Annotated in this window: 16 protein-coding genes, 1 pseudogene and 1 CRISPR repeat array; of the genes and pseudogenes, 5 read left to right on the forward strand and 12 right to left on the reverse strand. The window is 62.9% G+C overall.

What is annotated here, in order from left to right:
* The first annotated feature begins 15 nt into the window (after window positions 1-15).
* A complete protein-coding gene (gene csy3 / locus ACRWQA_RS01665) occupies window positions 16-1,050 on the forward strand; it encodes a type I-F CRISPR-associated protein Csy3 (RefSeq protein ID WP_434229534.1) in 1,035 nt (344 codons plus the stop codon).
* 3 nt (window positions 1,051-1,053) lie between these two features.
* Complete coding sequence (gene cas6f / locus ACRWQA_RS01670) at window positions 1,054-1,623, forward strand: type I-F CRISPR-associated endoribonuclease Cas6/Csy4 (RefSeq protein WP_434229532.1); 570 nt, start codon at window positions 1,054-1,056, stop codon at window positions 1,621-1,623.
* Between the two features lie 129 nt (window positions 1,624-1,752).
* Window positions 1,753-8,685: a CRISPR direct-repeat array (repeat unit 28 nt; unit sequence GTGAGCTGCCGCACAGGCAGCTCAGAAA).
* A gap of 10 nt (window positions 8,686-8,695) precedes the next feature.
* On the opposite strand, the pseudogene ACRWQA_RS01675 reads toward cas6f, so the two are convergent.
* Both ACRWQA_RS01675 and ACRWQA_RS01680 read right to left on the reverse strand, forming a co-directional pair.
* Window positions 8,696-9,631 (reverse strand): annotated as a pseudogene (locus tag ACRWQA_RS01675) (aldo/keto reductase); the annotation flags it as partial.
* A 132-nt stretch (window positions 9,632-9,763) separates the two neighbouring features.
* Window positions 9,764-10,186 carry a DUF6746 family protein gene (locus ACRWQA_RS01680; RefSeq protein WP_263582184.1) on the reverse strand — a complete coding sequence of 141 codons (423 nt, stop codon included), beginning with the start codon at window positions 10,184-10,186 and terminating at the stop codon, window positions 9,764-9,766.
* Window positions 10,187-10,347: 161 nt separating this feature from the next.
* Here ACRWQA_RS01680 and ACRWQA_RS01685 point away from each other — a divergent pair, with 161 nt between their 5' ends.
* Window positions 10,348-10,938: a DUF4202 domain-containing protein gene (locus tag ACRWQA_RS01685; RefSeq protein WP_263582185.1), complete on the forward strand. Its 591-nt coding sequence runs from the start codon at window positions 10,348-10,350 to the stop codon at window positions 10,936-10,938.
* 67 nt (window positions 10,939-11,005) lie between these two features.
* Here ACRWQA_RS01685 and ACRWQA_RS01690 read toward each other — a convergent pair whose 3' ends face one another.
* Window positions 11,006-11,377: a DUF6746 family protein gene (locus tag ACRWQA_RS01690; RefSeq protein ID WP_434232335.1), complete on the reverse strand. Its 372-nt coding sequence runs from the start codon at window positions 11,375-11,377 to the stop codon at window positions 11,006-11,008.
* A gap of 187 nt (window positions 11,378-11,564) precedes the next feature.
* Here ACRWQA_RS01690 and ACRWQA_RS01695 point away from each other — a divergent pair, with 187 nt between their 5' ends.
* Window positions 11,565-11,840: a hypothetical protein gene (locus ACRWQA_RS01695; RefSeq protein WP_263582187.1), complete on the forward strand. Its 276-nt coding sequence runs from the start codon at window positions 11,565-11,567 to the stop codon at window positions 11,838-11,840.
* Here ACRWQA_RS01695 and ACRWQA_RS01700 read toward each other — a convergent pair.
* Window positions 11,827-12,909, reverse strand: a complete 1,083-nt coding sequence (locus ACRWQA_RS01700; RefSeq protein WP_434232333.1) for a C45 family autoproteolytic acyltransferase/hydrolase — start codon at window positions 12,907-12,909, stop codon at window positions 11,827-11,829. The genes ACRWQA_RS01695 and ACRWQA_RS01700 overlap by 14 nt on opposite strands.
* Window positions 12,906-13,664: a dienelactone hydrolase family protein gene (locus ACRWQA_RS01705; RefSeq protein ID WP_434232330.1), complete on the reverse strand. Its 759-nt coding sequence runs from the start codon at window positions 13,662-13,664 to the stop codon at window positions 12,906-12,908. Before ACRWQA_RS01705 ends, ACRWQA_RS01700 begins: the two co-directional genes overlap by 4 nt.
* A gap of 307 nt (window positions 13,665-13,971) precedes the next feature.
* Here ACRWQA_RS01705 and ACRWQA_RS01710 point away from each other — a divergent pair, with 307 nt between their 5' ends.
* Window positions 13,972-15,177, forward strand: a complete 1,206-nt coding sequence (locus tag ACRWQA_RS01710) for an ABC transporter substrate-binding protein (protein WP_446326243.1) — start codon at window positions 13,972-13,974, stop codon at window positions 15,175-15,177.
* 85 nt (window positions 15,178-15,262) lie between these two features.
* Here ACRWQA_RS01710 and ACRWQA_RS01715 read toward each other — a convergent pair whose 3' ends face one another.
* The 7 genes from ACRWQA_RS01715 to ACRWQA_RS01745 form a co-directional block, all read right to left on the reverse strand.
* Complete coding sequence (locus ACRWQA_RS01715; protein WP_434232325.1) at window positions 15,263-16,576, reverse strand: branched-chain amino acid ABC transporter permease; 1,314 nt, start codon at window positions 16,574-16,576, stop codon at window positions 15,263-15,265.
* The gene (locus ACRWQA_RS01720; protein WP_434232323.1) at window positions 16,576-17,583 is read right to left on the reverse strand and encodes a branched-chain amino acid ABC transporter permease; all 1,008 of its coding nucleotides are present in this window, start codon (window positions 17,581-17,583) and stop codon (window positions 16,576-16,578) included. Before ACRWQA_RS01720 ends, ACRWQA_RS01715 begins: the two co-directional genes overlap by 1 nt.
* A gap of 27 nt (window positions 17,584-17,610) precedes the next feature.
* On the reverse strand, window positions 17,611-18,315 hold the full coding sequence (locus tag ACRWQA_RS01725; protein ID WP_434232320.1) for an ABC transporter ATP-binding protein: 705 nt from the start codon (window positions 18,313-18,315) through the stop codon (window positions 17,611-17,613).
* Between the two features lie 64 nt (window positions 18,316-18,379).
* Window positions 18,380-19,150: an ABC transporter ATP-binding protein gene (locus ACRWQA_RS01730; RefSeq protein WP_434232317.1), complete on the reverse strand. Its 771-nt coding sequence runs from the start codon at window positions 19,148-19,150 to the stop codon at window positions 18,380-18,382.
* A gap of 111 nt (window positions 19,151-19,261) precedes the next feature.
* Window positions 19,262-20,707 carry a sodium-dependent transporter gene (locus ACRWQA_RS01735; protein WP_434232314.1) on the reverse strand — a complete coding sequence of 482 codons (1,446 nt, stop codon included), beginning with the start codon at window positions 20,705-20,707 and terminating at the stop codon, window positions 19,262-19,264.
* A gap of 181 nt (window positions 20,708-20,888) precedes the next feature.
* Window positions 20,889-21,215: a hypothetical protein gene (locus ACRWQA_RS01740; protein WP_434232311.1), complete on the reverse strand. Its 327-nt coding sequence runs from the start codon at window positions 21,213-21,215 to the stop codon at window positions 20,889-20,891.
* 108 nt (window positions 21,216-21,323) lie between these two features.
* Window positions 21,324-22,595, reverse strand: coding sequence for a glutamate carboxypeptidase (locus ACRWQA_RS01745; protein WP_434232309.1), 1,272 nt, complete (start codon window positions 22,593-22,595; stop codon window positions 21,324-21,326).
* Window positions 22,596-22,643: the final 48 nt, after the last annotated feature.

Genomic DNA, 22,643 nt, shown 5'->3' on the forward strand with positions numbered 1-22,643 from the left:
TGCAGGAAACCTTTCATGGCCAAGAATGACACACTCAAAACCGCTTCTGTCCTCGCCTTCGAGCGTAAGCTCGATCCGTCCGATGCGCTGTTCAGCGCTGGTAACTGGGATGACCGCACCCAACATGCGGCATGGAGCGGCATCCCTGTTCGCGAGAAGTCCGTTCGCGGCACTATTTCCAACCGACTGAAGGCCAAGGATCAAGATCCGGCCAAGCTCGATGCCGCGATTGAAAACCCTAATTTGCAGACGGTCGACGTCGCAGCGCTGCCGCACGATGTCGATACCTTGGCGGTGCACTTTACCCTACGAGTGCTGGCCGGTGCCGGTACCCCCTCGGCCTGCAACAGCGCCGAATACCAGTACAAGCTGAAACAGACGGTGACGGGTTACCTTAGTGAGCACGGCTTTGGTGAGCTCGCTCATCGCTATGCCTGCAATCTCGCCAATGGCCGCTTCCTGTGGCGCAATCGCGTCGGTGCGGAAGAAATAGAAGTTGTCATCAGTCAGATGAAGGAAGGGCAAGCGGAAAAACAGTGGACCTTCAATGCGCTCGAGCATTCGCTGCGTGATTTTGAGGGGAGCAAGGCCACTCGCGAGCTAGGCGGGCTTATCAACGAGGCGCTGTCCGGCGAGCGTTATTTGCTTTTGGATGTGGTGGCCTTTGCCCGGGTCGGTGCCGGTCAAGAGGTGTTCCCCTCGCAGGAGCTGATCCTAGATCGCAGTCGAGGAGACAAGAGCAAAACCCTCTACAGTATTGGGGCTGAAAAAACCGCCGCTATCCACTCCCAGAAGTTGGGTAATGCCCTGCGTACCATCGATACCTGGTATCCAGTACCGGAAGACGAAAGCGATCTCGGCCCGATTGCCGTGGAGCCCTATGGCTCGGTGACCACTCAGGGCAGTGCCTTCCGGCAGCCGAAACAGAAGATGGATTTTTATAACCTGCTCGATAACTGGTTGCTCAAGGATCAGGTACCCCCTACCGAACAACAGCATTTCGTTATGGCGACCTTTATCCGTGGTGGCGTATTCGGCGATGCGGGGTGAGCCATGGAACACTATATCGATATCCGCTTGCGGCCCGATCCGGATTTCGCGCCAGCGATGCTGATGGGGGCGCTCTACAGCAAGCTGCATCGAGCCCTGTTCGATCTGGAGGCGGATGATATTGGCATCAGCTTTCCCGACCATAAGACTGGCGTGCGCGCACGCACGCCGGGGGATCGGCTGCGGTTGCACGCTGGGCAATCGCGGTTGGAACAGTTGTTGGAGTTTTCGTGGCTCACCGGCATGCGTGACCACGTAATGTTGGATGCCATTCAGCCAGTACCTGCCGATGCGCAGCACCGGATCGTTCGGCGGCGCCAGTTCAACACTGGAAGCCCTAGCCGCGCGAAGCGTTATGCCCAACGGCACAGCATCGGGGTCGAAGAGGCACAGCGCTTGATGGAAACGCCCGCCGCGCGCCAGATCGCTCTGCCTTTCGTGCAGGTCAGCAGCCGCTCCAGTGGGCAACGGTTTGCGCTATTCATCGAGCATGGCCAGCTACAGCCACAGCCGGTCGCAGGGCGATTCAATCATTACGGATTGAGCAGTGAGGCGACGGTGCCATGGTTCTGACCCTTTTTAGGAGGGCCGCATTAGGTTATTGAAAATCAAGATGTTACTGACGCCTCTCTGAAAAGGGAGGCGTTGCTCTATCAAGCTGTTGCTCTTTAACAATCAAGTATTTAACTTGAATATGCTCTAGTGAGCTGCCGCACAGGCAGCTCAGAAATGGTCGACATTTTGTTAGCTCAAAATGACCTCGTGAGCTGCCGCACAGGCAGCTCAGAAATATGTCCATACGAAGGAAGAAGCGGCCAATGCGTGAGCTGCCGCACAGGCAGCTCAGAAACAGGCCAGCGAGACGCGCCATGAACGCCACCTGTGAGCTGCCGCACAGGCAGCTCAGAAAATGACCACTGCGCCGACCGCCGATCAAGAGCTGTGAGCTGCCGCACAGGCAGCTCAGAAAATCGCCGTGCTGCAGAAGACCATGGGGCGCGAGTGAGCTGCCGCACAGGCAGCTCAGAAATACATGCGCCACGGCCACAGGGTTGTCGAGGGGTGAGCTGCCGCACAGGCAGCTCAGAAATGGTCGATGTCATTGAGGAAGCCGGCGATATAGTGAGCTGCCGCACAGGCAGCTCAGAAATCAACGTAGCCATGCGTGAGGCTGACGAACTGGTGAGCTGCCGCACAGGCAGCTCAGAAAACACACTCGTCTCATTCCTTCGATAAGGAACGGTGAGCTGCCGCACAGGCAGCTCAGAAATTCGTGAGACAAAAAGCCCACCCCCTCGGAAAGTGAGCTGCCGCACAGGCAGCTCAGAAATGTGCTAATGCACTTCGTCAGATTGGTCAATTGTGAGCTGCCGCACAGGCAGCTCAGAAAACACACTCGTCTCATTCCTTCGATAAGGAACGGTGAGCTGCCGCACAGGCAGCTCAGAAATCGACACATCGTTGGAAAAAGTTGAGTCGTATGTGAGCTGCCGCACAGGCAGCTCAGAAAACACGTTCAGCCAGGATCGAGCACCGGGACTCGTGAGCTGCCGCACAGGCAGCTCAGAAAAAGCTGCTGAAGAGTTTGGGTCGGGCGTGCATGTGAGCTGCCGCACAGGCAGCTCAGAAACGCTATGTCCAGGCCTGCACCGATCTCGTTGAGTGAGCTGCCGCACAGGCAGCTCAGAAACGACATCCAGCGCGCGGCGCGCTTCTACTACCTGTGAGCTGCCGCACAGGCAGCTCAGAAAAGACCGTTACGCGCCCTCAGCTGGACGGACGTGTGAGCTGCCGCACAGGCAGCTCAGAAAGCCAGGAGTTCGATGTTTCCCATGCGGCGCTGGTGAGCTGCCGCACAGGCAGCTCAGAAATCGACGAGTACTTCTGGATTCACCGATTTCAGGTGAGCTGCCGCACAGGCAGCTCAGAAAATCATGGCCGTCAACGAAGTCGAGTCCCGCGGGTGAGCTGCCGCACAGGCAGCTCAGAAATCGCTCAGCAACCTCTCGCTCTACTGGCAGATGTGAGCTGCCGCACAGGCAGCTCAGAAATCGGTCGCCCACCGGGCGGGGCGCGAAAGGCCGTGAGCTGCCGCACAGGCAGCTCAGAAATTTGTGTGACTGTTCCGTCATTCGCCACCTCGGTGAGCTGCCGCACAGGCAGCTCAGAAACGGCCAAGCAGCTCGGGCACCCGGCTGCCGAAGTGAGCTGCCGCACAGGCAGCTCAGAAATCAAGCGCGCCAGCAACGGCAAGAACCTTTACGTGAGCTGCCGCACAGGCAGCTCAGAAAACCAAGTGGATCGGCGGCATCAAGTTTCGCTTGTGAGCTGCCGCACAGGCAGCTCAGAAAAGGCTTGCACGGACCTCGTTGAGGGCGTCTGCGTGAGCTGCCGCACAGGCAGCTCAGAAATCGCTGAGGATCAGGAGAATGAACAATGTTTATGTGAGCTGCCGCACAGGCAGCTCAGAAATCATCGCCGCCATGCGCGCCATCGTGGCCGCCGTGAGCTGCCGCACAGGCAGCTCAGAAAGTGCAGAACATGGAGGGCGGATCTACGTGCAAGTGAGCTGCCGCACAGGCAGCTCAGAAAGTGAAGCGCGACCTGGAGAAAGCCGGCGCCCTGTGAGCTGCCGCACAGGCAGCTCAGAAAAGGAACATACTCTTTGAGCATACCTCGGTATTGTGAGCTGCCGCACAGGCAGCTCAGAAACAGTAGTCATGAACTGGCCCAGACGGCTCCACTGTGAGCTGCCGCACAGGCAGCTCAGAAAGGCCCGAACGTCAACGTGGTGCGGGCCTTCGGGTGAGCTGCCGCACAGGCAGCTCAGAAAATGCCCATGATGACGTTAAGCCGTAGGCTGCTGTGAGCTGCCGCACAGGCAGCTCAGAAAGCCAGCTTCTCCGCGACCGGCTTGGCGACCGCGTGAGCTGCCGCACAGGCAGCTCAGAAAATGCTCAGGCGCTCTTCTGAACAGCCGCGGGGGTGAGCTGCCGCACAGGCAGCTCAGAAACACCAGGAGAAGAATCTAAGAATCCCTGAACTGGTGAGCTGCCGCACAGGCAGCTCAGAAATGGGGCTCTATGTGGGCGAGGTCAGCGGTAAGGTGAGCTGCCGCACAGGCAGCTCAGAAACAGTCGGCCGAACTCGTCGGCGACCAGCAGCAGTGAGCTGCCGCACAGGCAGCTCAGAAAAGTCGGGCAGGATGTCGAGCAGGCCCGACACCGTGAGCTGCCGCACAGGCAGCTCAGAAAAGTCGGGCAGGATGTCGAGCAGGCCCGACACCGTGAGCTGCCGCACAGGCAGCTCAGAAAAAAGATGAGCAGCAACAGCGCGCAAGGATGGTGTGAGCTGCCGCACAGGCAGCTCAGAAAAGAACACGCGCCCGAGGATCCGCGGGGCTTCCGTGAGCTGCCGCACAGGCAGCTCAGAAAAAGTACGGCGCTCGCGTGTGGATGGAGCACATGTGAGCTGCCGCACAGGCAGCTCAGAAAACAGCATGTCTGTGGCGTCATCTGCTGCCGCGGTGAGCTGCCGCACAGGCAGCTCAGAAAGGCCACCATGCCGGAGCGGAATTGCAAGGCGGGTGAGCTGCCGCACAGGCAGCTCAGAAAATCAGGCGCCGGCTGCGGTGCCTCTCGGCATCGTGAGCTGCCGCACAGGCAGCTCAGAAAACGCTGCTTCGTAATGTAAATAGTCTCTCCATGTGAGCTGCCGCACAGGCAGCTCAGAAAAGAAGGATAAATTGATCGGTATTTCTCGCAATGTGAGCTGCCGCACAGGCAGCTCAGAAACAGCAGGTAGATGCGGTTCAGGTCCTGCTCGAGTGAGCTGCCGCACAGGCAGCTCAGAAATGCTGGGTACCCATGACAACAGCGGGTCGACAGTGAGCTGCCGCACAGGCAGCTCAGAAAAGTGAGATCAACAAGGCCCCACGATTTCCCGCGTGAGCTGCCGCACAGGCAGCTCAGAAAAATAAAAAGGATGCTGATTGCGAAATAGATTTGTGAGCTGCCGCACAGGCAGCTCAGAAATCCTGACGAGGAGATTGCGCCTCCACGACCACGTGAGCTGCCGCACAGGCAGCTCAGAAATTGTCGCTAATCCAGTCCAGCGCCCGCGAGAAGTGAGCTGCCGCACAGGCAGCTCAGAAACTGATGAAGTCGGACGATGGCGGCGAGTTCATGTGAGCTGCCGCACAGGCAGCTCAGAAACCGACAATCCGGTCGGCTCGGCGTCGTCGGAGGTGAGCTGCCGCACAGGCAGCTCAGAAATATATGACGGCGGATGGGAATATTCGTCGTTAGTGAGCTGCCGCACAGGCAGCTCAGAAAAGCTCGACGGATGAATCGCCGGTCTTCGACAGGTGAGCTGCCGCACAGGCAGCTCAGAAATTGGCGGCGTCCAGGGCAGCGCGCATGATGACGTGAGCTGCCGCACAGGCAGCTCAGAAACCGGGCGAGGAGATGGCGCTCGGGTAGGCGGCGTGAGCTGCCTCACAGGCAGCTCAGAAAAGACCGTTACGCGCCCTCAGCTGGACGGACGTGTGAGCTGCCGCACAGGCAGCTCAGAAATAACGAAGGAACGAGATGAGGGTTTCATACACGTGAGCTGCCGCACAGGCAGCTCAGAAAGGGCTGGAGTCGGCCGAGATACAGAGCCGCCAGTGAGCTGCCGCACAGGCAGCTCAGAAATTCCTGTTCGCGGTCGGACTCGATCAGCACCAGTGAGCTGCCGCACAGGCAGCTCAGAAATGCGCGATCTCGACAGCATCCACCGGGATCAGGTGAGCTGCCGCACAGGCAGCTCAGAAATTCGGGCGGTGGGGGCTTTTTGCGTGCGTGGTGTGAGCTGCCGCACAGGCAGCTCAGAAAACCACGACCACCACGGCCAGCGCCGGCAGCGCGTGAGCTGCCGCACAGGCAGCTCAGAAATTCCTGTTCGCGGTCGGACTCGATCAGCACCAGTGAGCTGCCGCACAGGCAGCTCAGAAAACAGCGCCTCCTCGGCGGTATCGTCGGCGCGCGTGAGCTGCCGCACAGGCAGCTCAGAAAATCCTATCAAGGGCTGTTTTTGCCACGCCCAGGTGAGCTGCCGCACAGGCAGCTCAGAAATCCACCTGGTCGCGCTCCAGCAGCCACATGGCGTGAGCTGCCGCACAGGCAGCTCAGAAATTCGTGCGCTTCATCGACAGCGACACCGGCTTGTGAGCTGCCGCACAGGCAGCTCAGAAAAGCTGGTCGATGCAGTAGCGCAGGGCGCTGACGTGAGCTGCCGCACAGGCAGCTCAGAAAATCGAGGTGAACCCAAAGTTTGCGGATTCCGGGTGAGCTGCCGCACAGGCAGCTCAGAAATTTCAAAAAGGTAACGCATTACCTTTCCATCAGTGAGCTGCCGCACAGGCAGCTCAGAAAAAACTGATCCCTAGCAGCGTGCTACCTAGTCCGTGAGCTGCCGCACAGGCAGCTCAGAAATACACCAGCGGGCGCAGCAAGGCGACCGGCCAGTGAGCTGCCGCACAGGCAGCTCAGAAAGTCAAACCTGCTTGTGTGCCAACGTACCCTTGGTGAGCTGCCGCACAGGCAGCTCAGAAAATCTAGTGAGCGAACAGTGAACCTAAGTTTGTGTGAGCTGCCGCACAGGCAGCTCAGAAATTAACGAGCTTCATGCCGAACCGGTTGAACTCGTGAGCTGCCGCACAGGCAGCTCAGAAAGCAGCGGGGCCTACATGGCGCGACGGATCAGCGTGAGCTGCCGCACAGGCAGCTCAGAAATGGCGCAGTCCCAACATAGCCGACACCAACACGTGAGCTGCCGCACAGGCAGCTCAGAAAACGCATTGATGGTAGCCCGCAGCAGAACCGCCGTGAGCTGCCGCACAGGCAGCTCAGAAACCCTCGGAAAGCACCGCCCCGCTGGCCGGATCGTGAGCTGCCGCACAGGCAGCTCAGAAAACGGCGAGACAGCCAGGAACAGCCCCAGGAGCGTGAGCTGCCGCACAGGCAGCTCAGAAAACTTGTCGCCCCACTGGGCCACGGCGACGTGCGTGAGCTGCCGCACAGGCAGCTCAGAAAGCAACCTGTTCATGTACTCCCCCGGGGGTAAGGTGAGCTGCCGCACAGGCAGCTCAGAAACACCAGGGGAACACCGCGTTCCTGGGCGGCCTGTGAGCTGCCGCACAGGCAGCTCAGAAAATGCACAAGAAGTGGCGCCAGACGTACTTTTCGTGAGCTGCCGCACAGGCAGCTCAGAAATCGAGGTGGTCGGCATCGCCCTCGAGGAGATCGTGAGCTGCCGCACAGGCAGCTCAGAAATGAGCGGTGAGCATGCCGTGCACGTCCTCGAGGTGAGCTGCCGCACAGGCAGCTCAGAAACTGGACTGCCGAGAGCGTCACATGGCGAACCCGTGAGCTGCCGCACAGGCAGCTCAGAAAATGGCGCTGCTGCTCTTTAGGGCTCTGCGATGGTGAGCTGCCGCACAGGCAGCTCAGAAATACAACCCGATGCCCATCAGGGCATACGGCCAGTGAGCTGCCGCACAGGCAGCTCAGAAATCGAGCTATCGTGAAGTGGCTGAAGGACGAGGGTGAGCTGCCGCACAGGCAGCTCAGAAATGCCGGGTCTATGTTCAGCGTATTCTGGACCTGTGAGCTGCCGCACAGGCAGCTCAGAAACGACACGGTCAAGGCCCCGGCGCGGCTGGCGCGTGAGCTGCCGCACAGGCAGCTCAGAAATTGAGGCTGCCCAGTGCTTCCCGCAGGCGGTCGTGAGCTGCCGCACAGGCAGCTCAGAAACTGGCGCAGTGTAGGGCGTGCCACCAAAACAGGTGAGCTGCCGCACAGGCAGCTCAGAAATGGCCCTGCGTATTGCTATAATCTGAGCAGTAGTGAGCTGCCGCACAGGCAGCTCAGAAATGACACGGCAGGGACGCTGACCCACGTGCGCAGTGAGCTGCCGCACAGGCAGCTCAGAAAAACAACGCCTCTGCGGAGTCGTGAGCCCCCTGGTGAGCTGCCGCACAGGCAGCTCAGAAAACTGAGACAATAAGCCGGTAGTACTGCACCGGGTGAGCTGCCGCACAGGCAGCTCAGAAATGACGGCCCAATGTTAATTCCTGCCTAATAACGTGAGCTGCCGCACAGGCAGCTCAGAAAAGGCGGAATCTGTCGACGCCGTGGACACATCGCGTGAGCTGCCGCACAGGCAGCTCAGAAAAGGTAGCCATAGAGGCCGTGCACCGCGCCGGCGTGAGCTGCCGCACAGGCAGCTCAGAAAACGCGCAACCCGAGCGCTTCTATCTGGCTGCGGTGAGCTGCCGCACAGGCAGCTCAGAAAACCAGGGGGCAGCGCCAGGGGTCCCACAACGTGTGAGCTGCCGCACAGGCAGCTCAGAAAAGGTAGGCCTCGCCGGTATTGGCGAAGTCGGGGTGAGCTGCCGCACAGGCAGCTCAGAAAAGAACTCGACCAGCCAGACGATATTTTCGATGGTGAGCTGCCGGACAGGCAGCTCAGAAATGCAGGCCACCGACGCGCTTCTGGCTGATCATATGAGCTGCCGCACAGGCAGCTCAGAAATCAATGCATTTGGCGTCGACATGCGTGCCACGGTGAACTGCCGCGCAGGCAGCTAAGAGGTGCTGCTACCAAACTCCTCCGTATCGATCTCCTTCTGCAGCGCTTCGCTGTAGCGGGCGCCGGCTACCTGGTCCGGCGTCAGTAGTTCGCTCAGCCGCGCGAGGGTGGCGGCATCCAGGCGTAGCTCATCGGCTGCCAGGTTTTCGCGCATATGCGCAATGGAGCGGGTGCCGGGGATCGGAATCACGTCGTCGCCCTGAGCTTTGAGCCAGGCGAGGGCCAGTTGGCCGGTGGTCACGTCCTGTTCGCGGGCGATGGCCCGGAGCTTTTCCAGCTGGCGCAGGTTCTGCGGTAGGTTTTCGGCGCTGAAGCGCGGCATGCCGCGGCGCACGTCGTTCTCGGTGAGTTGCGTGGCCTCGGTCACGGCGCCAGCCAGAAAGCCACGGCCCAGGGGGCTGAAGGCGACCATCGCGGTGTCGGCTTCGCGGCAGGCATCGATCAGGGCGATCTCGGGGTTACGGGTCCACAGCGAGTATTCGGACTGCACCGCGGCGATGGGGTGCTCGGCCCGGGCGCGGCGCAGGGTGGCGGCGGATACTTCCGAGAGTCCGATGGCGCGTACCTTGCCCTGTTCCACCAGCCGCCCCAGCGCGCCGACGCTCTCTTCGATGGGCACCTGGCGGTCCAGGCGATGCAGGTAGTAGAGGTCCAGGTGATCGGTGCGCAGGCGCTTAAGGCTCGCCTCGCACTGCCGCTTGAGCGTCTCGGGGCGCCCGTCGATCACCTTCTTGCCAAGCTCAGGGTTTATGGCCATGCCGCACTTGCTGGCCAGCAGGATCTGGTGGCGCTTGCTGGCGAGCGCCTTGCCTACCACCCGTTCGTTGGCCGTGGCGCCGTAGAGGGTGGCGGTATCGAAGTGGCGGTAACCCATCTCGAAGGCTTCATCGAGGGCGCGCAGCGCTTCGGCCTCGGGAACGGGATTGCCGTAGCCGTGGGAGAGGTTCATGCAGCCCAGGCCGATGCTGGGCGCGGCCACTTCCTTGAGGCGAGAGAAAAATGACATGCAGGCTCCGAGGCAGGGGGGACAGGGTCTTTATCATGCCGAGCCCGGAGCTTACATCGCAAGACAGAACATGCCTTACTGCATCAGCGTCCTGACCCGATCCAGATAATCCCTGCCGCTCTCGCGGATGCCTTCCTGCCCTTGGCTATCGGCGCTTGTGCGCACTTCCTGAACCCGGTCACGCATGGTGCCGACCTCTTCCTCGACCTTTGCCAGGGCGTTTTCGATGTCCTCGGTGAGCTGTCGGACGATAGCCAGGTCGCCGTCGGTCAGTTCCTCCTTTTGCATCAATACGTCGAGCAGGTCGTTGCGCAGCTCCAGGGCGTCCACGGCCTGTTGGAGGGTCTCGATGGGTTGGCCTTGGGTCTGTTCGAGTTCCTGCCTGAGTTCCGCTTCGACTCGATCGTCGGCGGGGTCGACGCTGGTGTCTTGCGCTTTGGCATGCATGGCGCCGAGCGTGAGCACGGCGAGAGGGAGGATCAGGGCGCGACGTTTCATGGTGATATCTCTGCGTGGTGTTCGATAGGTATGTCCTCAAGTTAGTTGGGATTCAGTGGGTTACAAGTCAATTTCCAGAGAATGACTAAGGGGAGTTGGGTTGTCGGCGTCACGCCCGGATGCGGTATGCTGTGGCAATAACGACTTGCAAGGATATCCCTATGCCAGATCAAACACCGTTTGAGCGCGCCATTGCCGAGCTCGATACCTTGCACGCCGGAGACCCCCGCCGGGTGGAGGTCGAGGGCCAGTCACTGCCTTTGGAGCTGTGGCATGCGGGGCGCATGAGCGCCTGGCTGGAGCGGGTGGAGGAGGCGCCGAGCGAGCTGGTGCAACTCGCCGTACGATCGCAGCATCTGCAGCGCTGGGAGGTGCCGCGCAGCGAGTACCCGGAGGGGCGCGTGGGCTATCTCACCTGGCGCCGCGACCAGGGCAAGCGGGCCGGTGAGACCACGGCGCGCGTGATGGAGGCGGTCGGCTATTCCGCGGAGGATGCCGCCGAGGTTTCCCGGATGATCCGCAAGCAGGGCCTGGGCCGCGACCCGGGCACCCAGGCGGTGGAGGACTGCGCCTGCCTGGTGTTTCTCGAGAACTACTTCGCCGACTTCTCCAAGCAGGTGGAGCACGAGCACCTGGTGCGCATCGTGCAGATGACCTGGAAGAAGATGTCGCCGCGCGCCCGGGAGCTGGCGCTGGAGCTGCCCATGAGCGACGAGGCGCGGGCGGTGGTGGAAGAGGCGCTGGCGGGCTAGGCGTCAAGCAAGCCGACTGCGCTTGCGGGCACCGGCCGGCGTGCCAGCCAGTGCGCCGCCTGCGGGGTCAGTTCACCAGCGTCTGGGCCGCTTCCAGGTAGTCGGCGCCGTGGCTCTGCACGCGCTCGAAGTCACCTGTCTCGGATCCCAGGTGCACCTCTTCCAGGTTGACCGCCATTGCCTCCGCTTCCTCGTTGATCTTCTCCAGCGCGTTTTCCAGGGTGTAGGTGAGTTCGTGGATGGCGCCGAGATCCTCGAGGCTCAGCTCGTCCTGGGCGAGCAGTTCGGCCAACTGCTGGTTGGTTTCGGAGAAGTTTGCCACCGCCTGGCTCAGGGTCTCGGCGGGCTCGCCCTTGAAGTGCTCGGTGGGGGTGCTGGCATGAGCGGTAGCAGCGACCATCAGGCCGGACAGCAGGGCGGAAAGTAGTAGTTTCTTCATTACTCGTCTCCGTATCAAATGAGAATGGTATGCGTTAGCATGTGTACCACTCCCATCGGGGACGAGCAAGGAAGAAAGGGAACGAGAATGATTTTTCTTCGTAGCATTTGACAGAGGTCAGGGCGAGGACTAGATTCTCCGTAGTTAATGATAATTGTTATCATTAATTGAGCGAACGGAGGTCGCCATGCCGTACTGCTTCAGCACCGCCAAGCGCGGGGCCAACCCCTCACTGCAGATCTGCGATGCCACCTCGGGCTCGGTACGCCTGGCCTGGAAGTATCCGCGCCAGGATACGTGCCTTTCCGAGGAAGAGTGGGCGCTGCTCCAGCTGCGCCGCGAGGAGGCCATTCACGACCTGTTCCGGCGCTCGTTCCTGCTCACTTCCGAGCGCTACCTGAAAGGGGAGCTGCCCGAGTCCGACTCATCCCATGAACGGATAGGGCGTTTCAATTCAAGGTGACAGTCAGGCTGTCGTCGTTTTCACAGGGCTTGCCATGGCGCAGGGTCAGGCGCCGCTCGCTCAGGTTCATCACCACCGAGAACAGGGTTTCCATGCGCTCCTCGGCGGGCTGGTCGGGGTTGAAGTGGCGGCAGATCGACATCGGCGCTCCCTGATGGTCGCTGAGTACGTCGAACAGCCTGGCCTCGTCGACGCCGGCATCCTCCGCCAACTCGTCGTGGAGCAGCGCGTCGAGCCGGCACAGGCGCGGGTGGGAGTCGACGCGAGGGAAGTCCTGCACCGGGCAGGGTGTGTCCTCGGCGTAGAGGTGGTTGGTATGGGTGACGATGCCATTGCGTGGTGTGATGCGCCCCGGCTCGCCGGGTTGTACCTCGAGGCCCACGGCCTGGCCCCCTTCGTTGCCGACCTGAGCGCTGGCGAGCAGGAAATGGGCGGGTGAGCAGACCCGGTCGTAAGTGGCCACGGCGAGCGCGCTCGGCATGTCTTCGCTCTCGAGGATCTTGCGCAGGGCAACGTGGACCGGCAGGCCGGGACCACAGGTCTGCGAACGAATGGCGTTGAGACACACGCCGATACCGCGGGCGTTCAGGCCCACCTTGCCGACCATGCCGGCTTCGCCGATGCTGACCAGCTCGGGGCGCCCGTCGCCCTTGATGTGCAGGGCGACCACGTTGTCGAGCTGATCGTGGCGCCAGTCCCAGTTCTGGGCCAGCCACTGCCGGCCGTGGCGCTGCAGTGAGAAGGCCGAGCAGCCGCCGCTGGCATGGGCCAGGGCGATCTCGCTGCGGCAGTTGAGCGTCAGGATGTCGATGAAATCGACCCCCGCCCCCCAGGCGATGCCATTCATCTCCTCGAGAATCTCGGGAAAGCCCTGACCGATCTGGGCTTCGAAGTGACAGGCCCGGTCGCGCGCCTCTTCCCAGCGGATTCCGACGAAATCGTAGAACAGCTGCCCATAGACCTGGATGCCGCGCTGGATCAGGTGGCGATGGATGCGGCCATGTTCCGCGCCGATCTCATGGTGGCTTCCCGCCAGTTCGGTGATGATCAATGGCCGGGCCTGGTTCATAGCACCTCCTCGAGGAAGGTCTGGAAGGCGGCCCAGGACGCCTCGTCGGCGCGTTCCTGGTAGCGTTCGCTTTCGAACTCCGTGAAGCCGTGTGGGGCGCCGGAGTAGATCTCCATCGTGTAGGTCGCCTCGATGGCTTCCAGCTCCTCCACCAGCCCGCTGACGTCCTCCATGGTCACGCTGGTGTCGGCACCGCCATGGGCGATCAGCAGCGGAGGCACCTCGTCGGGCCACTCCTGGCCCTCCGGCGTGGCCACACCGCCATGGAAGCTGGTGTAGCCGGCCACGTTCTCGGCCTCGCCGGAGCGGGCAATCTCCAGTGCCACGGCCCCACCGAAGCAGTAGCCCATGATCACCACGTTTTCGGCGGCCTCCTGCTCGCGGGCTTCGGCCAGGCCGGCGAGGGTCAGCTCGCGCATGCGTTCGCGGTCGGAGTAGAGCGCCCGGGTGGCTTCCTGGCGATCTTCGGTGGTCTCGGGGCGATTGCCCTGGCCGAACAGGTCGACGGCGAAGGCATCGAAGCCCTGCTCGGCCAGCATGTCGGCTCGCTGGCGTTCGTAGTCGCCCAGGCCATCCCAGTCATGCACGATCAATACCGTGCCGCGGGATTCGCCCTGGGCGGCGCTGTAGTAGCCTTCGAAGGCATCGTCGCCGACCTCGTAGACGGTGTCGCTACCGGCGGGGGTGAAAGCGTGGGCGGCAGTGGCCAGGCCCAGCGAGGCCAGCAGCATGAAGGAGAGAGGTGCAGGGCGCATGGTAGGGCTCCTGTTTGGTGTGCGTGGCGAGTGTTGAAGCCGTAGCGGACTTGAGTATAGGCGATGCCCGGCGGGGCATGACCGGCAGCGTTGAACGCGCCGAGCGTTACCGTGCCGGGTTCTCCATCGCTGATAAGGAGTTGGCGCTGTGCGGCAAGGGTCAAACGTTGGTATGGAGGGCTTGTGTTTTGCCTCCGAGCCTTCCAGATTTAAGGGGTGTCCTTTATTCGTAACCAGGCGTAACTGACCGGGGCGTAGTCAACCAGACGTACGTCACGGACGTACTCAACGAGAGTGAGAAAAACAAATGAAAAAGAGCGTATTGGCGATGGCAATCGCTGCTTCCAGCGTGGCATTCGCTGGCGCGGCGCAGGCGGAAGTGAAGATCGGGTTCATCGGCGGCTTCACTGGCCCGATCGAGAGCTTGACCCCTCCGATCTTCGAGGGCGCGCGGCTGGCGGTGAAGCAGATCAACGAGCAGGGCGGCATCCTGGGCGGGCAGGAACTGGTCATGCCCAATGCCGATACCACCTGTAGCGACGCCTCGGCGGCGTCCAACGCGGCGGACCGCATGGTCAACACCGAGAACGTCACGGCCATCGTCGGGGCGCTGTGCACCGGGGCGACCGTGGCGGCGGCCAACAGTGCCGCGATTCCGGGCGGGGTGGTGATGGTCTCGCCGGCCTCTACGGCCCCGGCAGTGACCGAGCTGGACGATAACGACCTGGTGTTCCGTACCGTGCCTTCGGATGCCTACCAAGGCCAGATCCTGGCCAAGCTGATGCTCGAGAAGGGCTTCGACGAGGTGGCCGTCACCTACGTCAACAACGACTACGGCCGCGGCCTGGCGGAAGCCTTCACCGCGGGCTTCGAGGAGGGCGGCGGCACGATCGCCGAGAACCTGGCCCACGAGGACGGCCGCGCCGACTACCGCTCCGAGCTGGGCTCGCTCTCCTCCAGCGGCGCCGAGACCCTGGTCGTGCTGGCTTATGCCGACGGCTCGGGCCAGACCATCCTGCGCCAGGCTTACGAGAGTGGCGCCTTCACCCAGTATGCCGGCGCCGACGGCATGGTCGGGGCGTCGCTGGTCGACGCGGTAGGGGCGGATGCGCTGGAAGGCATGATCGCCACTCGCCCGGGTAGCCCCGAGCTGCCGGGTACCGATATCTTCGGCCAGGCCGCCGAGGAAGCCGGCTTCGACCCCAGCGCGGTGTTCGCCGCCCAAGCCTACGATGCCGCCTTCCTGCTGGGGCTGGCCATCGAGCAGAACGGCAATGCCGAGCGCGAAGGCCTCTCCCAGGCACTGCGCAGCGTCTCTTCCGCCCCGGGTGAAGTGATCCTGCCCGGCGAATGGGAGAAGGCGCTGAAGCTGATCGCGGCCGGCGAGGAGATCAACTACGAGGGCGCCTCCGGTAGCCACGAGTTCGACGACAACGGCGACGTACCGGGCGTAGTGGTGGAGATGCTCGTCGAAGGCGGCGCCTTCGTCGGCAAGGGCCTGATCCAGGACTAACACTAGCCTGAACTGAAGCAGCAAGTGCAAGCAAAAGCCCCGGCGGATGACCCGCCGGGGCTTTTTTGTTGTCGGTGGGGCTTGTCTAACCGTGATGTTTGGCCTTCTCAGGGAGCAGTCCCTGCGGGGCGAAGCGCAGCACCAGCGTGATCAGCAGGCCGATCACGAACACCCGGGCCTGCAGCGCGCGGCTGTCGAGGTTGCCCGGCGGCTCCCAGCCGAACCAGCCCTCACCGAGGGCGGCGGCCCCGTGCATCACGAACAGCGCCAGCGGCTCGGACATCAGCCAGATGATATAGACCGCCACGGCGCCGAAGATGGTGCCCAGGTTGTTGCCGGGGCCACCCAGGATGACCATCACCAATACCAAAAAGGTGTGGTTCAGCGGCAGGAAGCCGTTGGGGTCGAAGATGCTGTTGAACGAGGCCAGCGCACCGCCGCCGATACCCATCAGGATGCAGCCCAGCACGAAGATCTCCAGGCGCCGGCGGTTGATGTCCTTGCCCATGGCTGCGGCGGAGATCTCGTTATCGCGGATGGCGCGGATCATGCGGCCCCAGGGGGCATGGTAGGCACGGTGCAGCAGGAAGAAGATTACCGCGATCATCACCGCCGTGACCGACAGATATAGCGCTCGGGCCAGGGTGAAGCCCAGCGTGCTGGGGCCCGGCGTGGGCCAGGGCAGCGGCGAGACGGTGGCGGTGCCGCGGGTCAGCCAGTCGGAGTTCTTGAGGAAGGCCTTGATGATCTCGGCGATGCCGAGGGTGGCGATGGCGAGGTAGTCGCTGCGCAGCCCCAGGCAGATATGGCCGATGAAGTAGCCGATGGCGCCGGCCAGTGCGCCGCCGACGATCCAGCCGGTCCAGGCCGGCAGGCCCAGGCCGCCGATGAAGCCGGCGCGGGATTCGATCTCGGCGGTAACGCCGCGCAGCATGCTGATCACCATCAGGTAGAGCACCACGGCCAGCACGATGGCGATCAGCGTGCGCAGCTTCTTCGGCACGCCGATGCGGTCGAGCTTGGTGGCGCCATAGACGACCAGGGTGGCGGCGGCCACGTAGAGCAGTGCCTGGCCCAGTTCGCCGGGCAGCTCGGTGCCCCAGAAGGCGTCGTTGATCGGCACGCTGAAGAACATGGTGGCAAAGCTGCCCAGCGCGACGAAGCCCATCACGCCGGCATTGAACTGGCCTGCATAGCCCCACTGGATCGTCAGGCCCAGGGCCAGGATGGCATAGCAGGCGGCTTCCACCAGCATGCGCGTGCTGTAGGCGGTTCCCATCACGGCGTAGACACCGAGAACCGCCGCCAGCAGGGCGCCGAACAGGATGACTTCGCGCAGCGGGAAACGCGACGGTGCGGCGACGGTATCTTCGCGGCGTTCGGTAGGTTGCGTGCTCATCAGATCACCTTTCCCTTGAAGATGCCGGTAGGGCGCCACACCAGGATCGCCACCAGGATGAAGAAGGGCACCACGATCTTGTACTCGGTGCCGACGAAGGCGAGATTGCCGGCCTGGGCCAGCCATTCTGGCAGGCTGTCGCGGAAGGGGCGCAACAGCACAGCCCAGTTGAATACCGCCAGCGTCTCGGCGAAGCCGACCACGAAACCCCCGGCAATTGCGCCATAAGGGTGCCCCACGCCGCCGACGATGGCCGCGGCGAAGATCGGTAGCAGCAGGAAGAAGCTCAGGTCGGGCTTGAAGGTCACGTCGAGCGACAGCAGCGTACCGGCGATGGCCGCCAGGCCGCCGGCGATCACCCAGGTCACCGCCACGATGTGGTTGGTATTGATGCCCGAGGCCCGCGCCAGGTCGGGGTTGTCGGACATGGCGCGCATCGCCTTGCCCAGTCGCGTGCGGTTGAGGAACAGATGCAGACCAACCACGCAGACGATGGTCAGCACGAACAGGATGACCTGCGGTTCGGTGACGATGATGGGCCGGGCCGCCAGCTCGAACGGCATCTCGAGGCGGTAGATCTCCTTGCGCTCACCGGCCAGGTAAAGGTTCTGCGCGCCGGTACCGGCGAACAGACGGATCAGCCCTTGCAGCATCAGGGTCACGCCCAGCGAGGCGATCACCATGACGATGGGCTTGACGCCGTGGGCGCGCAGTGGCTTGTAGAACGTCTTGTCGATGCCCACCGCGAGCAGGGCGGTGAGGACGATGGCCAGCGGCAGCATGACGATGGGGGTGGGCAGGCCCACCACCCCGCCCACGCCGGGAAAGGCCAGCGTCAGCAGCAGCACCATGAAGGTGCCGAAGGTCATCATGTCGGCATGGGCGAAGTGGGCGAAGCGCATGATGCTGAAGATCAACGTCACGCCAATGGCGCCGATGGCGTAGATCGAGCCGGACACACTGCCGGCGACGATCACGTTGTTGATGAAAAAGACCAGTTCGTTCACGACTCACTCTCCAGTACGGCTCTGGGCTCAACCGCCCAGGAAGCTCTTGGCCACTTCCGGGTCGGCGAGCAGGGCGGCGCCGGTATCGGTGAAGCGGTTCTTGCCGGCAGCCAGCACGAAGCCCTTGTCGGCGATGGCCAGGGCCTGCTTGGCATTCTGTTCGACCATGAGGATGCCCACGCCGGCGGCGTTGATCTGCTTCACGCGCTCGAAGATCTCGTTCATGTAGAGCGGCGAAAGGCCGGCGGTGGGCTCGTCGAGCAGCAGCACCTCGGGTTCGGCCATCAGCGCGCGGCCCATGGCGACCATTTGCCGCTGGCCGCCGGAGAGCTCGCCGGCGGGCTGGTGGCGCTTGTCGTAGAGCGGAGGAAAGAAGTCGTAGACCTGCCCCAGCATGCGCTTGACGTTGCCCGGCTTGAGGAAAGCGCCCATCTCCAGGTTCTCTTTCACCGTGAGACTGGGAAAGACATTCTTCTCCTGGGGCACGAAGCCCATGCCTCTCTGCACGAGCTTGTTGGGTGGCAGGTTGTGGATCGGCTCGCCGCGCAGCAGGATCTCGCCCTGGCTGACGGTGAGCAGGCCGAAGATGGCCTTGAGCATGGTGGACTTGCCGGCGCCGTTGGGGCCGACGATCACGCCGACCTCGTTGGCCTCGATCGACATGTCCACCCCATTGAGGATGTTCATGCCGCCGTAGCCGCCGTACACGTCGCGTGCTTCGAGTAATGGCATCGTGGATTCTCTGCGCTGTCGTTGCTGTTCTTCTTGTCGGTCTCGGCGGGCCTGGCCACCGCCCTCAGGCGGCATTGGACCCGAAGTAGGCTTCGATCACCTGGGGGTTGTTCCGGATTTCCTCGATGGTGCCTTCGACCATCACGCTGCCCTGGGCCAGCACGATCACGGGGTCGCACAGCCGCGCGATCATCTCCATGTCGTGCTCGATGACCAGGAAGGTGTAGCCCATCTCGCGATTGAGCCGTTCGATGTTGCTCACCAGGTCGCCCAGCAGGGTGCGGTTGACCCCGGCTGCGATCTCGTCGAGCAGTACCACACGGGCATCGGTCATCATGGTGCGGCCGAGCTCCAGCAGCTTCTTCTGCCCGCCGGAGAGGTTGCCGGCCAGTTCGTTGCGCACGTGGTGCAGGCCGATGAAGTCGACCACCTCGAGCGCCCGGCGGCGTACCTCGGCCTCCTCGCGGTTTACCAGACCCGGCTTGAACCAGGTGTCGAAGAGATTCTCCCCGGCCTGCCGGGGCGGAACCATCATCAGGTTCTCCAGCGCCGTCAACTGGGAGAACTCGTGGGCGATCTGGAAGGTGCGCAGCAGGCCCTTGTGGAAGAGCTCGTTGGCGGGACGGTTGGTGATGTCTTCACCATCGAGCAGGACCTGGCCGCTGTCGAGGGGCAGGGCACCGGCGATGATGTTGAACAGCGTCGACTTGCCGGCCCCGTTGGGGCCGATCAGCCCGGTGATCGAGCCCTTCTCGACCTGGATCGAGCAGTCGTTGATGACCTTCAGGCCACCGAAGGCCTTGTGGACGTGCCTGACGTCGATAATGGATGGCATGTTGGTTCCTGCACTTTTTATATCTTTGTTGTGCGCCCAGCACCTTCGTATGGCGCGAGGTCGGGCGGCGTATATCGAGCCGCCGCCCGAAGGCGGCGGCAAGGTTTCGTGCTATTGCTCCTGGCGGTTGCCGACCAGGATGGTGCGGCTTGCAGCGAAGGCGCCGACGATGATCAGCGCGCCGATGGCCGGAATCAGGTAACCCTCGACCTGCGGGATGGTGCGCAGGAATACGAAGGCCACTGCCGCCGGCGCCACGAAGCGCACCAGGAAGCGCCAGACCTGGAACCAGGTCTCGCTGGTGCGCATCTCCTTCATCACCTCGGAATGGGTCAATGCCCAGCCGGCGAACAGCGCAATGAGCAGGCCGCCCAGCGGCATGAAGATATTGGTCAACAGCTCGATGAAGTCGAAGGCGCTGCGCCCGAACAGGGTGTGGAAGAGGCTGGCCTCGGCCCACAGGTTGAAGCTGACCACCGTCAGCAGGCCCAACGCCCAGCTGGCCACGACCATGACGAACACCGCCTGCGGACGGGTGAGGTCAAAGCGCTCCACGAGGAAGGCGGCGACCGGCTCGATCAGCGAGATCGAGGAACTGATGGCTGCCCCCAGTACCAGAATGAAGAACACCCCGCCGACCAAGCCGCCGAGAGGCATCTCGGCGAAGGCCAGCGGCAGGGTGACGAACATCAGCCCCGGCCCGGCGTCGGCGTCGAGCCCGGCGCCGAACACCAGCGAGAAGATCGCCAGGCCTGCGACCATGGCTACGGCGGTATCGATGAAGGCGATGGCGAAGGCGGTGCGGCTCAGCGAGGCGTCGCTTGCCATGTAGGCGCCATAGGCCATGATCGCGCCCATGCCGAGGCTCAGGGTGAAGAACGACTGGCCCATCGCCTGCAGCCAGCCTTCGAGGCTCAGGTCGGCCAGGTTGAAGGTGAACAGGAAGCTTGCCGCGGCGGCGAAGTCGCCATTGGCGATGCCGTAGGCGAGCACCACCAACAGGATCACGAACAGGGCCGGCATCATGATGCGTAACCCGTTCTCGATGCCCTTGTGAATGCCCATACCCACCAGCAGGCCCGAGGCGATGATGAACAGCGTGTGGTAGAGCGTGAGCAGCCCCGGCGAGGCCAGCAGCGCATCGAAACCGGCGCCGATGGTGGCGGCATCGGCACCGACCAGCGTGCCGGTGAGCATCAGCCAGGTGTAGTGGATCGCCCAGCCGGCGATCACCGAGTAGAAGCTCAGAATCAGGAAAGCCGAGGCGGCGCCCAGCCAGCCGATCGATACCCAGCCGCGTGAGGCCTTGTGGGTACGGGTCAGGAACTGCATGCCCATGATCGGGCTTCGGCGGCTGGCGCGGCCGAGCATGGTCTCGGCGATCAGGATCGGAATGCCGACGGCGAAGATGGTCAGGGCGTAGATCAGGATGAAGGCGCCGCCGCCGTTTTCACCGGCAAGATAGGGAAAGCGCCATAGATTGCCGAGCCCCACTGCCGAGCCGACGGCAGCCAACAGAAAGGTACCCTTGTGTGTCCAGACGTTGTACGTGCTCATTATGCTTCCGAAGGCTCGTCTTGTGGCCTTGTGGGCCCGCGAATGTCGCCACTGGTGCCGGTTGGGTGGGGCCGGTCGGTGGGCGCGTACACTGTGCGACAAAAACCCGCTTCCTGGCCAGTAGACGATCGTTAAGGATACGTTGGGAGCGGCAGGTGACCGGGGCGCGGGTTCGTGGAAGTCACTGCGGCTCTTCGTCCTCCTTCGAGACGTCGCCCGGACGAGGCTCGAAGGCGCGGCTGGCATCAGGCAGCCTTACGGTATCGCCCACGGCGAGCTTGCCGAGCAGCTTGCGGCGCTTGCCGCTGTGCGGCTCTATGAGAGCCACCACTTCGCCGATGCTGGTGCCGTCGACGTAGGCCTCGACCTTTATCCGCACCACCTTGCCCTGGTAGCGGCCCGAGAGGATATCGCCGCGGCCAGGCTCCGAATAGCCCTGCGGGCTGCGCTCGTAATGTTTCATCACGCTGTCGGCGCCCGGGTCGTCCCATTCCACGTGCTTGTGCATGGCTGCTCCTCGCTTTTGCTGGGTTTGCCTACAGCGTAGCCGCTCATGCGCATGGGCAAGAAAATGCCCACCTGATGGTGGGCATCTCCAGCGGCACCGGTCTCCTGCTCAGGGGGTCTCTTCGGCAAGTTCCATGATCATTCGTGTGGCCAGATAGAGGCGTGGCACCACGCTGTGCAGTTCGACGAACTCGTCACTGCTGTGGTAGCGGCCACCCACCAGGCCCAGCGACTCGAGAACGGCGGGGCGCTCCGCATCGGGTTGATAGGCATAAGCCGCATCGGTGCCGCCGCCGATCTCGACGGCTTCCAGCTCGAGGTCAAGCTCGGCGTAAACCGCCTTGGCGACTTCCGCCAACTCCTGGGTCTGCGGATTATCCGGCAGCGGCGGACGCCCACGCTCAAGCCGGAACTCCACTTCGGTATCCTCGATCAGGCGGCTGGCGATGATTTCGTTGGCCTCTTCGGTCACGCGCTCGTATTCGTCGGCCTCGAAGTAGCGCATGTCGCCCTCGGCTCGTGCGCGTTCGGGAATGATGTTGCGGGTGCCGCCACCCTCGACCACCGTCCAGTTGAGGGTGGTTTCCTTGTCGGGGTCGCCGAGCTCGCTGAGTTGCAGCAGCTGATGGGAGAGTTCCATCACCGCGTTGCGGCCCTCGTCGGGGGCGCTGCCGGCATGCGAGGCGCGGCCGGTCACCTCGAGGAAGGCGTAGTTGATGCCCTTGGTCACGGTGGTGACCGCGTCCATGCCGTCCTCGCCCAGGGTCGGCTCGAAGACCAGTACCGCATCCTGCTCCGCAGCGAGCTGCTGGATCAGGTCGCGGGAACCCAGCGAACCGCGCTCCTCGTCGGGGTTGAAGACAACCGTCAGCGTACCGTAGCCGTCATACTCCAGCTCTTCGAGTATCGCCAGGCTGTGCAGGATGAGCGCGAGGCCGCCCTTGGCATCGCCCACGCCGGGGCCGAAGGCACGGCCGTCCTCGACGCGGTACGGCCGCTCGGCCGCGGTGCCCTCGCCGAACACCGTGTCGTAGTGGATCATCAGCATGATGTCACGTTCACCGCTGCCCTGAAGGGTGCCGACCAGCGTATTGCCGCCGAGCTCCTCGGAGGGGTGGGTCTCGACCTCGGCGCCCAGCTCACGCAGGCGCTCGTCGAGAATCGTTTCTACCTCGGCCAGGCCCGGCTCATAGGTGGTGCCGGAATCGATGTTGACCAGGGTTTCGAGCGTCTCGAGCAACGGCTCCTCGTGGCGCTCGGCGGCAGCGAGAACTTCCTGGTCGGATCCGTTGGCAACGGGCTCGGCGGCGAGAGGGTTGGCGATAACGAGAGCGGCCAGCGCCGCGCCGCAGCAAAGCGGCTTGAGGGGGAGTCCATTCATGGCAGTGTCCCTGTGGGTCTTCTTCGTGATAAGGAGCCTCGGCCCGCG

Source organism: Billgrantia sp. C5P2, assembly GCF_051062895.2.